The 15,459-nt window shown below is 56.8% G+C and carries 12 protein-coding genes; 8 read left to right on the top strand and 4 right to left on the bottom strand.

The annotated features are described in order from the left end of the window. Both BW11_RS03350 and BW11_RS03345 read left to right on the top strand, forming a co-directional pair. On the top strand, positions 1-394 hold a 394-nt coding region (locus BW11_RS03350), incomplete at its 5' end, for a LuxR C-terminal-related transcriptional regulator (RefSeq protein WP_140444457.1). Continuing rightward, entirely contained in the window at positions 370-1,569 is a 1,200-nt protein-coding gene (locus BW11_RS03345; protein WP_140444458.1) for a sensor histidine kinase, read from the top strand. The genes BW11_RS03350 and BW11_RS03345, both read left to right, overlap by 25 nt. Before the next feature lie 332 nt (positions 1,570-1,901). Here BW11_RS03345 and BW11_RS03340 read toward each other — a convergent pair whose 3' ends face one another. Beyond that, positions 1,902-3,158 (bottom strand): site-specific integrase, encoded by a 1,257-nt coding sequence (locus tag BW11_RS03340; RefSeq protein ID WP_140444459.1) that lies wholly within the window; start codon positions 3,156-3,158, stop codon positions 1,902-1,904. A 558-nt stretch (positions 3,159-3,716) separates the two neighbouring features. On the opposite strand from BW11_RS03340, the gene BW11_RS03335 reads away from it, so the two are divergent. From BW11_RS03335 to BW11_RS03320, 4 genes are all read left to right on the top strand, one after another. Next, positions 3,717-5,105: a DUF2142 domain-containing protein gene (locus tag BW11_RS03335; RefSeq protein WP_140444460.1), complete on the top strand. Its 1,389-nt coding sequence runs from the start codon at positions 3,717-3,719 to the stop codon at positions 5,103-5,105. A gap of 383 nt (positions 5,106-5,488) precedes the next feature. Beyond that, positions 5,489-6,013, top strand: a complete 525-nt coding sequence (locus BW11_RS03330; RefSeq protein WP_140444461.1) for a DUF5626 family protein — start codon at positions 5,489-5,491, stop codon at positions 6,011-6,013. A gap of 362 nt (positions 6,014-6,375) precedes the next feature. Then, positions 6,376-7,971, top strand: coding sequence for an IS21 family transposase (istA, locus tag BW11_RS03325; RefSeq protein ID WP_140444462.1), 1,596 nt, complete (start codon positions 6,376-6,378; stop codon positions 7,969-7,971). Beyond that, positions 7,968-8,705, top strand: a complete 738-nt coding sequence (locus BW11_RS03320; RefSeq protein WP_140444463.1) for an ATP-binding protein — start codon at positions 7,968-7,970, stop codon at positions 8,703-8,705. Before istA ends, BW11_RS03320 begins: the two co-directional genes overlap by 4 nt. Positions 8,706-8,894: 189 nt before the next feature. On the opposite strand, the gene BW11_RS03315 is transcribed toward BW11_RS03320, so the two are convergent. Together BW11_RS03315 and BW11_RS03310 are read right to left on the bottom strand one after the other, a co-directional pair. After that, positions 8,895-11,087 carry a S8 family peptidase gene (locus tag BW11_RS03315; RefSeq protein WP_258231282.1) on the bottom strand — a complete coding sequence of 731 codons (2,193 nt, stop codon included), beginning with the start codon at positions 11,085-11,087 and terminating at the stop codon, positions 8,895-8,897. An 85-nt stretch (positions 11,088-11,172) separates the two neighbouring features. After that, positions 11,173-12,234 carry an ATP-binding protein gene (locus tag BW11_RS03310; protein WP_140444465.1) on the bottom strand — a complete coding sequence of 354 codons (1,062 nt, stop codon included), beginning with the start codon at positions 12,232-12,234 and terminating at the stop codon, positions 11,173-11,175. A gap of 303 nt (positions 12,235-12,537) precedes the next feature. Here BW11_RS03310 and BW11_RS03305 point away from each other — a divergent pair, with 303 nt between their 5' ends. Next, positions 12,538-12,717 (top strand): YjzC family protein, encoded by a 180-nt coding sequence (locus tag BW11_RS03305; protein WP_140444466.1) that lies wholly within the window; start codon positions 12,538-12,540, stop codon positions 12,715-12,717. Positions 12,718-12,826: 109 nt separating this feature from the next. Here BW11_RS03305 and BW11_RS03300 read toward each other — a convergent pair whose 3' ends face one another. Further along, positions 12,827-14,071 carry a site-specific integrase gene (locus BW11_RS03300; protein ID WP_140444467.1) on the bottom strand — a complete coding sequence of 415 codons (1,245 nt, stop codon included), beginning with the start codon at positions 14,069-14,071 and terminating at the stop codon, positions 12,827-12,829. A gap of 1,040 nt (positions 14,072-15,111) precedes the next feature. Here BW11_RS03300 and BW11_RS03295 point away from each other — a divergent pair. Continuing rightward, complete coding sequence (locus BW11_RS03295) at positions 15,112-15,450, top strand: hypothetical protein (protein ID WP_140444468.1); 339 nt, start codon at positions 15,112-15,114, stop codon at positions 15,448-15,450. The last annotated feature ends 9 nt before the right edge of the window (positions 15,451-15,459 follow it).

The following is a 15,459-nucleotide window of genomic DNA, read 5'->3' as shown; positions in this document are numbered from 1 at the left end:
GAATAGCCGCCAAAAGTATTATGTACAGGCCTTGGAGAATGGAGCCGCATGCTTAATGGATAAAGCCCAATTGAGAGATATCTGCCGGGCGTTGTGTTTATTGGCCAATGGACAGTCGCCTCATGTGAAATATGAATCGTTGGAGACCGCACAGGAAGCCCACGACAGACTTTCAGGGATGGAACTTGCGAAACGCAGATACAGGAATCTGACGAGAAGGGAGGAGGAGATCATGAATCTATGCGCGCTAGGATGTACATCAAAGGAAATCGGGGCAAAGCTCGGTATAGGCGAACCGACCGTGAAGACGTACATTAAACGTGCGGCTGAGAAAATGAATGCTAAAAACAGAACACAGGCGGTGATTCGATGGCTCAAGATGAAGAACGAATGAGAAATAGACACGAGATGTTGGTTTCCTATATAGAATGGTATTTCAAGTATCTTCGCTATCTTCTTCCTGCAATCATCATCATTCTTACGCTTGCGGAAACCTGGGCTTATCCGCCAGAGAGCGTGATGGTAGGCTCATTGGTCGTCGCCCATTTGGCGGCGCTTGCGCTCACGGCTTTTCATCCTGTGCTGGGTAGCAATATTGTTCTGGCCACCTTTGTCATATGCTGTTTCGTGCCCGATAACAGTGGGCCTAGTTTCCTATGGGGAACATGGCTTGCGTTGGCCTATGTCGGTCTGTACATCAAGCCACCATATGGGGCAATATACCCGTTATCCATAGCCGCGGTGCGCATGTGGCGATTCGATGCCACCGGTACCTCTCCCAATGAATATGTCATGCTACTGCTCGCCATGTTCTTGGCGTTTTTTGCAGGACGAGCCGTTTCCTGGAACAATCTTGCCAATCATGCCAAACAGGAAAAGCTTAAAGTCGAAAAGATGCAGCAATATCTTGCTATGACGAGAAAGGAGAACATCGCCGCCAGTCAAATCCATGACTCGATTACAGGAAATCTGACATACATGGCGATACTGTTGGATAACAAGTTCCTCAGCCATGAGAAGACACTCACCGAAGCCGAAGTCGTCGAATTTCGCGCCATGATCATTAAGACATTACACGAAGTCAGAACCGTTATCAATGTAATGAATGGCGAAAATAAGGAAGTCATGAATACGACGAATGTATCTTTTGCCGGTCGGATTCAGGCCATTGCGGAACAGGGAGATCGGTCTCTCAGAAGGTTGGGTTTTTCCGGAGAGACAAAGCTGTCACCGAAGATTCCAAGCGACATGAGCTTCGATTGTTTCAGAGAAATGGAGTCATTGCTGCAGGAGTTATATACGAATACCGCCGCCCATGCAAAACCGAATGGAGAATACTATATTTCCATCAATTGCAGCGGTTCATTAATCCATATAGATCAGGTCAACGAAGTATCGGATGATAATCTGTTCCCCGATAAACCTGCGTCCAGTAACGGATTGAGGTTGCATAGGGAGCGTATAAGCTCCCTAGGTGGCGGTTCAAAGGTTTCTTCCGAAGACGGGACATGGCAATTTCATGCCCGAATTCCCATCACATCAGCCGCCGATATGGCAAAACCAATGTAGGAACGGGGGGGCAACCCGGATAGATACGAGTGGAATAGCTCGTAGAAGCGTTGTTTTCGTGAGATCCGTCTCCGGCTACGCTTCCCAGCGGGAATCCAGACGTCGTCAGCGATACGAAAACCAGTATAGAGGCAATTGCTTTCATAGTATTCCTTTCCGTAACCTGTACTATGACATAGCTGGGTGGTTTCTGCTTCATTGCCCATTCGTTTGTCATCTTTTGTACGACATCCTTGCATAGTTCTTCTTGCGAGGATCCGACTCATGCTGGGTGCAAGCGCAGTTCGAGAACGAGACCTGCACCCGTTTCCAATGAGCATGGCACCCTTAGGTCATACATCCATAAATGCTCGAGCCAAGCTATCCACGATCTGGGTTTGATGGCTAGCGACTGTAAGCTGGTAATGTCGTAAGGCGACCTTTTCACTAGTGTGTCCCAATTCGTTCATGACTTCACGGAGGGTTCCCCCCTGAAGCATGAACAGTGTTGCATGACTTGCTCTCAGTCCTTGGAACGTCAGATCGGGACGATTGGCTTTTACGCGTGCTTTGGCGAACTGCTCCTCTAACGTGGTCTGTGACATTATCTTCGCTCTTCTGGGGACGAAGACCGGTGATTCCGGCGCACCTGTATCGCAGTGGTCATGCAAATGTTGACGAATCATCGGTATTAGCGCACTGGGGATGTGCACATTTCTCATGCTGGATTCGGTTTTCGTTCTGCTATATCGGATCTCCCCACGATCCGTGTTGCCGCGGTTAACGGAGTGCCGGACATGCAGCGTCTGGTTATTGAGGTCTATGTCCATGACGCGCAAACCGCACAACTCGCCGCAACGCAGACCTCCGACCAAAGTCGAGAGAAAGACCGACAGCCTCGTGTATTCTGGCATGGCTTTCGCCAGTAGCATCAGTTCATGAGGCGTTACTGGAGACACATCAATACGCGATGATCTAGGTGCTGGAGGTATCGGGAAAATAAATGGATTAAAGTGCAGCAATGGCGTCGATCCATCCAGTCCGGGCTTTGTGGCAGATTCAAGAATTGCCTTCAATCTCATGCAGGAACGGCGGAAAGCCCATTGCCCTTCCGGGTGAGGCTTGTCATACCATGATTTGATAGCGAGAGGAGTGATTTCTTCGAGTCGAAGAGATTCGAAATCCGTCATGAAATGCCTAATGTCTAGCTGAAGATTCCTACGTGTGCCACCTGCTATCTCCTCGCCATTAGGGAGCCGATAGTTCGCTTCCCATTGTTCAACATAATCGCGGAACAGAATCCGATGGCTGTCCAGCTCTTTATGCTCGTTCACCTTGGCTTTTCTTCGTTGTGCCGGATGAATCCATTCGGATATTCCTTTGTTGTGCAGGTCAACTAGGTGCTTTTCCTCTTCGAGCCATGTTCTTGCATCTAGCTCCTGCCAGGGTTTGAACTGCCGTTGGACCCGCTTGCCTGGGGCCAACGGGTTGGGGTATCGAACCTGCCAGGCAGTGATTTTCCCGTTTGCGTCAAAACGCGGGATGACGGTTCCCCATGTGCTTCTGGTTCTTGTTGGATGGTTTTCCCGATGACGCCTATTTCTGGGCATGCAATCTCCCTTGATAGCAAAAGACGCACCGTGTGTGCGCCTTTTGGGAGATTGGGGCAGATGCCGTTGGCGGGGAGCGTTCGCCATGTGTATGTCATCTTGAGATGACATACACATGGCGAACGCTTTTCATATGCTGTCTGCCATCTATGGCGAGAAACGTTATTCGCATAAATTGAAGATAAATGCAGACAAAATGACATCGGTTGGCAGATGCCAAAGATCCATAGCAATTACTACATGAGGATGGCTGACGTGCTGTAGGCGCGACATTTATGCCAATGAAATATACGCTCCCATGCGCGGCGTCATATCCATGAATGTCAAGCATTTGACTGAGGGCCGATGTAGCAATCCTTGCCGTATGCCTATCGGTGATGGTCGGAACTGCATCTAAGCGACTATGACTTCTATGCTGTCATCTATCGGCATCTGCCATCGACTGCTGTCATCTTTCGATGACAGATTTCCCTTCTGATTAGCTCATTCCCATATGCACATTCACCATAAGAATTGATCCGGCACAGCGCCGGCTGCGTGATCTGTGGCGGTGATGTCATGCGTTCGTGTTCGATCGATCGGAATGGTTGGCTGCCCAAAAACCATGGAACAATCATTGTTCTCGCTTTGGTGATGTTGTGCGGGGTGTTGGGCATTCTACTGGTACGCCCGGGGACGACCGCAGATGTGTGGGCGCATGTGTATCGGGTGGATGCAATGTTCAACGGCGACGTGCTGGCTCGTCCGGTGCATGCTGCGTCCGACTATCATCCCGACGCGACGCAAAACGTGGGAGGCTGGATCGGTGAAGACGTCGTCGCGTTCTCGCTGGCCAACGACCGCGATTACGTGTCCGGATTGGTGGATCCGGCATCCATCAGCACCTGCAACGGGACCCGGTGTGAGGTGCCGTTCGACAACACCGCAGTGTATCCGCCGTTCGCGTATCTGCCGCAGATTGCCGCCTTCCTCGTGGGGCTTCTGCTGCGATTGAATGCGGTATGCCGGTTCTATATGGCCGAAATGTTCCAATTGGTCGTCTATCTCGTATCGGTATGGGCTTGCCTGCGGCTGCTGACCGGGGATGCGCTGCGCTGGTTTCGATGGCTGGCCGGGATATTGGCCGTATGGATGGCGATGCCGTTCTCGTTCATGTTCTCTCCTGATTCGACGCTGGTGGCCATGTCCCTTCCGTTGGCTTGCCTGCTGGTTCGATGCGCGGAAGGCGATCGCTTCGGCGCTGTGCATTGCGCTGCGTTGGTCGCGGCCGCCGGCATCATCACGTTAGCGAAGTTCGCGTATGCGCCATGCCTGCTTATGGTCTTGCTGCCAATGGCCATCCGCCGGCGTATGAACGCGAGTTCACGCCTCATCCTTATTGGCGGATGCACGCTGGCTGTTCTGTTGCTGCTCGCATGGGTAAGCGTCGGGACCGGGTTCGCCACGAACCCGTCGCGTGTGCCGTACGTCGAAGTGGCTCGACGACGGCGGGAACTCCTGACTGCTCCACACATGTTTCTGCCGAGGATGCTCTACAGCATTGTCAGCTTGCAGGGCTGGTCATGGTGGGAACCACCGCTGCTGTTCCTGTTCTGGGCGCTTTCCGCCACAGCCCTACTGCTGACCGTAATCGTATGGCGCAAGGATCGCCGTTATCTGCTGTTCTGGCTGACATCATGGGCAACGACCGCGGGATGCGTGACGCTGATCTACGCTGCAGTATGGATGCAGTTCACACTCGACGGACAGCAAGGCGTCATAGGCATCAACAGTCGCTACTTTTTGCCGCTGGTACCAGTGCTGGCCGTGCAATGCGCCGCCGCGCTTCGATCGGTCCACCAACATGTCATGAATAAGTCTGTTGCAGGCGTATATTGCCCTCCGGCGCCACGAATGTGTCATCGTCGAGAGAGGAGGAAGAATTGTCAACCCCGCGTGGCGGGCTGATAGGGGTTCTGGCTAACATAGCTGGCGTCAGTGTGACGGTTTCTTTCCGCTTCCTATCCGAAAGCTTGTGGTTGCAACCATTGGTCTCTGTGACATCGAAGTCATCTTTAGATGACAATTCATATCCTAAGAGAGCACCAATTTCGCAGAGGTTGCATCATAGAGTTACTGCATCCGGATGCGGCAGATATATCAAAAGGATACCGATGGAGGTAATCATGAAGACACTCGATAGCACTTAATTTGAGAGGTTCGTACGCCAAGGCAAGACATCAACGCTGACTCGCATCAGCGGCTTTTATGAAAGAATAAAAACGGCGCTCTATGTCAACGAAGACAATGTCAACGAAGACAGTCAACGAAGACAAACTAAGGAGTCCAAAATGAAATATAGGTCTTTTATCAGCCGAGTTTCCATTCTCATGGTGGTACTAGTCTCCAGTCTTGCACTTGTGTTCGCAGGGACTAGCCCTACGTATGCGGCAGAGATTCAGCCGACCGCTGTGGCCGGTGAAGATGGTTCCGTTATCTTTAAGGGTCTTGACCAGCTCAAGCCTGGAGAGAAACTCGAATATGTGACGACCACTAATTCGGGAGATACCGTCACTATCGGAATTGAAAATGCAACGACAGCACGATCCACAAAGAGATGGAAGATCTATAGGGAATGGCTGGCATTTTATGATGGCTATTACATCAACGTGTCCAACAACAAAATCACTAGCGCAGACAGTTGGTGGGTCAATCTAGTCGGCGGAACCTACAGCGATCGCACCTTGACGCATACATCGACAATGGCCGAGCAAAAGTATTCCTATAGCATCCAAGGATGGTATAGCGGTACTGCCTGGCTACGAGCTGATGTTACCGGCTCTGACAACAATGTTAGAGTCACAGATGGAATCTGAAAATGAGCGAGGTACTTGTTCCTATCGCCATTATTCTCAGTCTCGGAGTTGATGTGCTGGGAATTGTGGCTCTCATTTCCTTGATTCGCTTCTTGCATAAAAAGAACTAGTCAACAGAGCCAAACTAATGGTGGTTTGCAAAACTAAGTTTCGCAAACCACCATTATTGTTGGGTAATTCGGGCTTAGATTGGTTCATTGAATATTTGCGTTTCTGAGCCGCGGGGTTATTGCGGGTGGGCATCACAGGGGTTTGGCAGGTGATATTGCGCTTGGGCACCGGTGTTATTGAGGTGGGGCACTGGTCGGGGTTCTAGCTTGTGTTTCATCGCATGATGGTCGTGCGATGGAAGGAGCGTCCCAATGGCGGTGCGCAGGATAAGGGCGAGGCTTGTGCTCAGGCTTCGCGATCAGGGGCTGTCCCGACGGGCGATAGCGTCGTCGCAGGGTATGTCGATGCATAGCGTGATGAGCGTGTTCGACGAGGCGGATCGTCTCGGTATCGGCTGGACGGACGTCGAGGGGAAAACGGATGACGAGGTGTACGCGTTGCTGTTTCCCGGCCGCGGCGAGCAGGCGAGCGTGTACGAGCAGCCCGATTGGGCCGACGTGCATCGCCAGTTGGGCCGGGTCGGCGTCACGTTGAAGCTGCTGCATGCCGAGTATCGGGACCGGTGCGCGGCCGGGGGCAGGCCGTCGATGAGCTACGACCGGTTCTGCAAGCGGTATGCCGGGTACGCGGCGCGTCTGGGCGCGACCTCGCGCGTGGCGCACAAGGCCGGCATGTGCGTGGAGGTCGATTGGGCGGGTCCGGCCATGCGGATCGTTGACCCGGCCACTGGCGAGGCGTCGCGCGCGTACCTGTTCGTGGGCGTGCTGCCGTACAGCAGGTACGCGTATGTGGAGGCCACCGGCGATATGAAGGAGGCCACATGGCTCAAATGCCATGTGAACATGTTCGCGTTCTTCGGGTGCGCGCCCTCCAGGATCGTGTGCGACAACCTCAAGACCGGCGTCGTCAGCCACCCGCGGGACGGCGAGGTCGTGCCCGACGAGGCGTACCGGGCCATGGCAGAGCATTACTCCGCGGCCGTGATTCCGGGCAGGGTGCGCTCACCGAGGGACAAGAGCTCGGCCGAGAACGAGGTGTGGCAGGCCACCAAGGGCGTGATCGGCGCGATGCGCGACGAGTCGTTCGCCTCCCTCGACGAGTTGAACGGGCAGGTCGTGTTGTGGCTGGCGGAGCACAACAAGGCCCTGTTCCAGAAGCGCGACGGGTCGCGTGCGTCGGTGTTCGAGGCGCAGGAGCGGCCCATGATGACGCCGCTGCCGGCCGTGCCGTACGAGGTATGCACGTGGGAGGGCGGCAGGAAGGTCCAGTCCAACTGCCATGTGTCCTACCGGAGCAACTGGTATTCCGCTCCGGCCGGGTGCATCGGCCGCCGGGTCGATCTGAAGGTCTCCGACCACATGCTGGAGATCTGGGACGGCGGCACGCGCGTGAGCACCCACCGCCTGTTCGCGTCCGGGGTATCGAACCAGTGGGCCACCAACGCCGGCGATGTGGCCGGCCTGGTCGAATGGCAGCCGTGGGACCGAGCCCGCGTCATGGACTGGGCTCGCAGGATCGGGGCGAACACGGTCATCGTGATCGGCAACCTGTTCAACGAGTCCCGCACGGACGACCAGGCCATCGACCCGGCCCTGGCGATCCTGCGCCTGTCGCGCCGCTACGGGGCGCAACGGCTGGAGAACGCGTGCGACGTGGCCCGCCGCTGCATCGGCTCGCCCCGCTACAGGCACATCAGGCCACTGCTCGACACCGGCCAGGACCACATGGTCGAGGAAGGCGAGGAGCTGCGCATCAAACTGCCCGGCGTGCAGGAGGCCGACGAACAGGGATACATCCGGGCCTCCGGCTACTGGGACCGCGACCGGAACGAGGGGGAACGGCGATGAACATCAATCCCGAGACCAAACGCAAGATGCGCGAGATGAACGCCGTCGAACTGCTCGACGCGTTCGAACGCCAGGACGCCGCGCTGGAGGCCGCCAGCACCACGGAACGCCTCCAGATCGCCGTGGACGACGCGTACGCCATGTTCTGCCAATCCCGCATCGACGGGCTCGTCAGCCGCGCCAGGCTCCGCTACCCGGACGCCGATCTCAGGAGCCTGCAACTCGTCGAGGAACGCGGCCTCAACCGCCAGCAACTCAACGAACTGGCCACCTGCGGATGGATCGAGCAGCACCGCGACGTCGTCATCCAGGGATTCGCCGGCACCGGCAAGACATGGATAGCCAACGCCCTCGCCCGCCAGGCGTGCCGCAACCGCTACCGCACCCTCTACATCCGCATGCCCGACCTGACCGAGCAATGGGAGACCGCCAACCTCAAACCCGGCGCACCTGCCAAACTCATCCGCAAGATCAGCGGCTACCGGCTCCTCGTCCTCGACGAATGGCTCATCGACAAACCCAACACATCCATGAGCCGGTTCATCCACGAGATCATGGAACGCCGAGAGGACACCGCGAGCACCATCTTCTGCACGCAATACCGTCAGAAGGACTGGCCCGGCAGATTCGACCGCAGCCCAAGGACCGACGCGATCCTCGACCGCATCGTCCACAACAGCACCTGGATCGAAACAGGCGACTACAACATGCGAGCCCACACCCACAATCAATAGCCACATCGCCACCGACACGAACGGCACCACCGAAGCCCATCACAGCCGACAGTGGTGCCGTCTCCCACTAATCGCGATGCCCACCCGCAATAACACCCGATGCCCAACAAGCCAAATAATCAGTTCATGGCATATCGAGCGCTCTTTGCCGTTATACATTTAATCTTTCATATAGAGGCATTCTCATTCCTATTCAGAATCATCGTTGTCGAATTCGATATTCACATCCGCTTCATGGTAAAGCTCGATGTTGGTCTGCATGTCGATTTCCTCGACGATCCAGGGTTCCTCCTGTAGCTGGCAGTTCTGTTTGAATTCGTCATAATGGTTACGTCCGTCCATGCCGCGCAGGGTCACCACGATGCCGAAGCGCATGCCATCGCCCGCGTTGGGACCCATGCCGCCGTTCTCGTCAATCGGCGGGTCGAAGCGTTCGGTCTTGCGGATCTTGAAGCCCCAGTACGGGATGCCCCGGGTGGTTCGAGGCACGAAGCGGGTCTTCTCGATGTCGCTGACATGTTTCACGTTGTCCCATTTGCGGTAGAGCCTGCGCGCATCACCCTCATAGGTTCGCGCGGTCGGGTCGCCCTGCACATTATTGTCGAGCGAGTCGATGCCATCGGCCTTCATGCGCCCGAAGTGAAGATCAAGCTCGGTGTCCGTGTAGTCGACGCCCTGGTTCCTATCGCATTTCGGGAAGTAGCAGAGCGTCGCCCTCGCCATGTACGGGTACTTCCCGTTCGCGATCGGCACGGGGATGCGCCAGTTGTAGGTCTCGAAGGCGTTGACGGTGCCCTCGAGCATGAACCGTATCTCATTGGACGGCGTGGTCAGGATGTCTTGGATACGTGTGGGAACGATGCCATAGCCGAGTTTGATGCCATGAGCCGGGAATGCCCCCCATCCGGAGGCGGAGTCGATGAGCAGGGCCTTAGCGGTCTCCTTTGACAGGTTCATGACGTGGATTAGGTAGGCCATCTTACGTGTGATCCACGGTGCCGCAAACGAGGTACCCGCGGTCAGGGCGACGCCGCCGCCGGGCCTGCAGACGGCCATGCGTTCGATGTCATCGCCACCGAAGCACGAGAGATCGGGTTTGCGGAAGAAACGGAGTACCGGGCCTTCCCGTGTGTAGCTTGCCGGCTCCTTGAGTACGGAGGTGGCGTTGACAACCAGCGCGTTGATGGAGTCCGCGGGTGCGCCGATACGCTTGGGTTTGTCCTTGCCGTCGGTAGGGAGCTTGTTGGTCCCGGCAACGACGAAAATTACACCGTACTCGTTTTGCAGCTTGTCCAGGATGGCCGCCTCGGGCGAGATGGAGTTCTTCGGCGCCTCCAAGGCCGAACCTAGACTCAGGTTCCAGACGGTGATGTCACGGTTTGCGGCGACGATGCGACGTATCGCTCTGAGGATGGCGAACGAGCTGTTCCGCCCCTCCCTTGCGACGGCGAAGTGCCGTACCCGGAAACGGCCGCACCCGTCATCGAGGCTTGGATTCAATGTGGGGCCGTCCACAATGAGTGACGAGACTCCTGTGCCATGAGCGTAGTCGTCGGGTCCCTCGCCCATCTCTGGATCGATCTCGTCATGGTATTCGACCCAGTCGGAGAAATACGCGTTCGTGTCGAATCGTGTGTCGATAACGCCGACGACCGGCTCGTTGCCTGGCTCAGGGATATCTGGCGAGTATTTATCGCGCGCTAAAGTCGGTTCGAACTCCAATTGCGAAGTGTCCTTCAATGACATGGCGACCAAGTACGGTGCGGTGCCGATGAGGGCGTCATACTGGTCCGGTGTCATGCTGATGGTGGTGGGGTCGAGCAGGTTCGCCGAAATCACGTCCACATCGAGGGAGTTCAGCAGTGCCACGGTCTGGGGAACGTCGCGACCGGTGTCGTATATGGTGACCAAGGAGCGGCCCAGCTGCACATCGGCATGCTGTTTGACATCGAACCGCCTGACGTAGTACACGTCACGGACCGTTTGGGCGAATGCGGTCTTGCCCAGACCGGCGTTCGAATCGATACGGCCAAGACCGGCCTTGGTGAGTGCGGCGAGTCCGGCGGCGTCGATACTGCCGCCATGATGTTCGAGTATCGTCCGGCATGCCGTCAGATCGACGAGAGTCGAGTCGAGGATCTGCATGGTCACGTAGTGGGTGATGACATGGCAATCAATGTCGTCGATCGTTTCGAATCGTGCGCCGACAATGGTGTCATTGGCCCTTTTCCCCGGTCCGGATAGCAGTTGGCGGATGCGGTTGCTTTTCGCCACCACGGTCCTATAGTGCACTTCGACCAGAGGTGCGACGGCTGTCTTATTCCGCTTCCAGAAATCACGCACGGCATTGAGCTGTCTGATTTTGTCATTCACATCGTCCACAGTGACCTTCGCGTGTGCGGGCAGCGTGGGCGCGCCCGGTCGTTGGGCTTTCCTGGTCTGGAATTTGCCCTTGAGTCGCAGGATGTTATTCATTGCCGTGCTCCTTCACTTCCCGTGCGATGGTGCTGCGTGAGATGCCCGTCAGTATCTCCGTCTCGCGCAGTGTGAATCCCTGCCCGTACAGTGCGCGGACATCCTGGAGGCTCTTCGCGCCGTCAGGTACCAGCGCGACGTACAGGCGTCGTAGATAGTCGAATTCGTCGTTGGGTTTGCTGAATGCGATGGACGAGCGGATGAGGTTCTTCATCTCTCCCGGATACGGCAGCCGTTCTGCCAGGGAGAGGATTTTGCGGAACAGTCGTATGTTCTTGCCGATGAACGAGAACTGGCCGGCATAGTCGTTCATGATGCTTTCGGCCACGTCGGCGAGGTCCTCGCGTGTGTACCGGCCGAAATCGATGACGGCATCGAAACGGCGGACGAACGCCTTGTCGAACTTGGTGAACAGATTGGTGGTGGCGAACAGCATGACCTGATCCGACAGATCGTCCATCTGGCGCAGGAGCGCGGACGTGGCCCTGCCCATCTCTCGCACGTCATGGGAGTCGACGCGATCCAACGCCAGCGCGTCGATTTCGTCGAACAGCACCACCACCCGATCCGGTTGGATGAATCCGTTGATCTCGCCGAACAGTTTTGCGATGTTCTTCGCCGTCTGGCCGAGACGGCTGTCCACGACAGAGTTGAAGTCCACTACATACAGGTCGCGCTGCATGATGGCCGCCATCTGTTTGACCGACTCCGTCTTGCCTGTGCCGGCCGGCCCATGGAACAGGAATCGGTGGATGCCGACGTTCCGGCCGATCGCGTTGAGGATTCCTTGAATATCGTTCGTGATGGCTTCCGGCAAGGGCAGCGATGCCTTCACTACAGGACGCTTCATAAGGAACTCCGACCGCACAGAGTGGTTTGCGGCCTGCGGAGTGAAGGTATTGGCATCCGACAGCAGTGCGATGATATAGGAGGCCAGTTGCGCGTCGCCAGAACGGTCGAAATCCTTAGCTATGCCATACGCCTCATTGCGGAACGCCGCATCATTATGCTCGGCGTGATACCGGATCAGGTTCAACACGTCTTTCTTCTTCATGCTATACGCCCTCATTATCCGCTTGATCCCATTTTCTATTCGTCAAGCATACCCTTAATCACAGACATCTGTGTCTCAAATCAAGTAAGATTTGTCTTTTACTGTTTCCGGTGCTACATTGAAGCTGCGGCTCGCACGGGCCGCGATAAAGAAAAACTCCGGCTTGTTGGAGCAAGCCGGAGTCCATAACGAGCCCTCGGACTCGCATGTCATTGAGAAACGACATCGCAAGTCTACCGCATGGGATTGCCTCATGGCAGTCCATGTGAATGCGAGGGCTCCTGATTATGAAGGAGACCCACTATGGTCGCAAACCATAAGCCCGGTGAGGACAACCATCGTCCGGGAACCTACGTGGAAGTCGGACCGCGTGGAGGCGCGGTCACCAATCCACGCATCGTACACATCGACCAAGGCGATCGGCTCCCGCCGACGCAGGAAAGCGGGCATCTGTGGCAGCGCCGTTCCGCCGCAAGGCACTGAACTGCCGTTCAGTGTACGGACGCTTCACCTATCGCTGATGCGGCGGTTGGGCAGTCTCTTGTATGCTTTCGTCAGAGACTGCCCAACCAATCAAACCGATTAATAAACGTCATCGTGCTGCTTTGATGAAGTCTTCGGCGAGTTGGTTGACGATCTGGTTGCGGTGTTGCGCGACGATGCGCTGGTAGTGCTTGATGGCGACCTTCTCGCTGACGTGGCCGAGTTCGTCCATGACCTCCCTCAGGGTGCCGCCCTTGAGCATGAGCAGCGTCGCGTGGCTCGCTCTCAGGGATTGGAAGGTCAGGTCGGGACGACCGGCTTTCTCCCTGGCTTTGCGGAACTGGCCTTCCAAGGTGGTCTGGCTCATCACGGAGGCGCGTCTGGGACGGAAGACCATGGCTTCCGGGTCCGTCCATTCGCAGTGCCTGCGCAGATGGTCATGAATCAGGGGAACGAGCCCGTCAGGGATGGGCACGGTGCGTCGGCTGGAATCGGTCTTGGTTCTGGCGATGCGCGTCGATCCGCAATCCGAATACCCCCTGTTGACGGAGTGGCGCACGGTCAGACGTTTGGATTTCAGATCGATGTCCTTGACCTGCAGTCCACATAGCTCACCGCAACGAAGTCCTCCGACGAGTGTGGAGAGTATCACCGCCAGTCTTGTGTAGTCGGGCATGTTCTCCGCGATCAGCCTGAGCTCCAATGGTGTGACCGGTGGAATATCCTCCCTGGCGGAGCGGGGTGCGGGCGGTATGGGCAAGATGAACGGGTTGTCGCGGATCAGTGGCGGGGAGCCGTCCATGCTCATTTTCGTGGCGCTGGCGAACGCCGCCTTCAAGCGCATGCACGAGCGGCGAAACGCCCATTGTCCTTCGGGGTGCGGCGAGTCGTACCAGCGTTTGATGTCCTTCGGTGTGATCTCGGTCAGGAGCTTGCCTTTAAAGCCCGGCATGAAGTGCGCGATGTCGAGATACAGGTTGCGTCGGGTGCCACCAGCTATCCTCTCGCCGTTCGGCAATCGGTAGCCTTCCGCCCACTGGGTCACGTAATCCTCGAACAGTATGAGATTCGCCCGCTTCCTGCGACGGCGTTCGGACGGATGTACCCATTCCCGGATGTTCTTGCGGTCCAGCTCCACCAGATGCCATTCCTCTTCGAGCCACCGGTGCGCCTCATGCTCCATATCCGGTTTGAACTGGCGCTGCACCTTCTTGCCCGGGCGCTTCGGATCCGGGTATCGCACCTGCCATGCGATGAGGGTGCCCTCGGCATCGTAGCGAGGCGTCACAGTACCGAACCTGCTCCGACGAGCCGATGACGGCCCAGTGCCGTCCTTCTTCGTCCTTGCGGACATGATGATGCTCCTTGCTTAAATGCGCGGCCGATGGCATCGGCATAATCGATCTTGAAAAATGCCACTAAAAATGCCATCAACCGTTCTGAATCGGCTCCAACGGGATGCTGCACCTAAAAATGCACCTATCCGGGACGAAGCCTTGCAATCATTGGTTTTTAAGATTATTGATCACTGATCGCAGGCCGTTTCGGCCATCAGCCTCATGAAGATGACGACAATGAGCAACATCGCCCGCATGTCTACAGGCAGGAACCGGAAACCGTTGCTATTACTGGATTTGTAACAGATAAAAAGGAACAGACGCACTTTTCGATCGGTAGATGTGTCTCTGTACTGCACAGGGCCGTAGCCCCCTCTCTGGGGGTACGGCTCTAAACCCCTTGAAAACCAACGTTTTCAAGGGGTTTCTCATATCGTTTTGACACGCGTTTGACACGGATTCGTCTTGCTTGCAGTGGGGACGCAGTGGGAGCACCGAGCATCGGCCTAATTGCTCAGTTGGCGCAGTTGGCGCAGTGAGCGCACACCCCGGCCGTTCAGTCGGCCGAGTACGTGAGGTCCATGCGTCGGGCGTAGTCGTCGAGCTCGCTGTCATACAGGTCGGCGTAGGTATCCATAGTTTCCGGCCGTCAGCACGGCATGCCGACAGCTTCCCCTGACCGGCCGCGAACCGATACAAGTACAGGAAGCCACGAGAATGAGCAGCACGCGGACGGCGCAGTTCCATGGCATGGAGTTCCCGTGTCGGAGTCCCGTTCGTGGCTTCGCGCGCATCCGGGCGAGGCGAAGACGATGCTGGACACCCTGCGCTACATGGACGAGACGCAGGCGCGCGGGCTCATGCAGGACCCGTCGGCCCCCAGCCAGCGCGCACGGACGCGCCATACAAGCGTGCTGCTGCGGGCGTTGGACGAGGGCGTCATCCCCGACGACTCCGTATGCTGCAGTGGGCGGGCAGTTCGATGCGTACAAGCGGAAGTTCGACATGTCTCACGGTGGTCTGGATGACGGTGTCGAAAGCGTCGGGGACGTGCGGAGTGATCGATCTGCTGGATGGGGAGCCCGCCGCCCTCGCCCTGTCGGACGAGGACGAGCGTGCGGAGCGTCTGGATGCCGCCAACCGCGCGGAGCGCCGACGGGTCTGCGAGCGGATGGTCGCGATGCGCTTAGAGGCGGGTGTGGATCTCGACGAGATGAACCGGCGTACCGAGTTGAGCGTCTCGGCGCTGTGGAGCCCCGAACATGGCGACGCCGAGGGGCTGTTCGATCTCCTGCCCGACTACTGCACCGCGCTGGGCATGACCTTCGAGATCACCATCCAAGACGCTGACCGGACCGGCGCTTTGCACTCGTCTCTCATCGGCGAAATGCCGTAATCCGGCGTC

It is taken from the genome of Bifidobacterium sp. UTCIF-38, assembly GCF_006454495.1.
GTDB classification, from domain to species: Bacteria; Actinomycetota; Actinomycetes; order Actinomycetales; family Bifidobacteriaceae; genus Bifidobacterium; species Bifidobacterium callitrichos.
This window is presented reverse-complemented; position numbering and strand designations above follow the sequence as displayed.

Coding starts and splice junctions, on each gene's coding strand:
- BW11_RS03310 (WP_140444465.1), bottom strand. CDS start 12,234: ATGAAGAAGAAAGACGTGTTGAACCTGATCCGGTATCACGCCGAGCAT.
- BW11_RS03335 (WP_140444460.1), top strand. CDS start 3,717: ATGCGTTCGTGTTCGATCGATCGGAATGGTTGGCTGCCCAAAAACCAT.
- BW11_RS03300 (WP_140444467.1), bottom strand. CDS start 14,071: ATGTCCGCAAGGACGAAGAAGGACGGCACTGGGCCGTCATCGGCTCGT.
- BW11_RS03330 (WP_140444461.1), top strand. CDS start 5,489: ATGAAATATAGGTCTTTTATCAGCCGAGTTTCCATTCTCATGGTGGTA.
- BW11_RS03340 (WP_140444459.1), bottom strand. CDS start 3,158: ATGCCCAGAAATAGGCGTCATCGGGAAAACCATCCAACAAGAACCAGA.
- istA (WP_140444462.1), top strand. CDS start 6,376: ATGGCGGTGCGCAGGATAAGGGCGAGGCTTGTGCTCAGGCTTCGCGAT.
- BW11_RS03305 (WP_140444466.1), top strand. CDS start 12,538: ATGGTCGCAAACCATAAGCCCGGTGAGGACAACCATCGTCCGGGAACC.
- BW11_RS03345 (WP_140444458.1), top strand. CDS start 370: ATGGCTCAAGATGAAGAACGAATGAGAAATAGACACGAGATGTTGGTT.
- BW11_RS03320 (WP_140444463.1), top strand. CDS start 7,968: ATGAACATCAATCCCGAGACCAAACGCAAGATGCGCGAGATGAACGCC.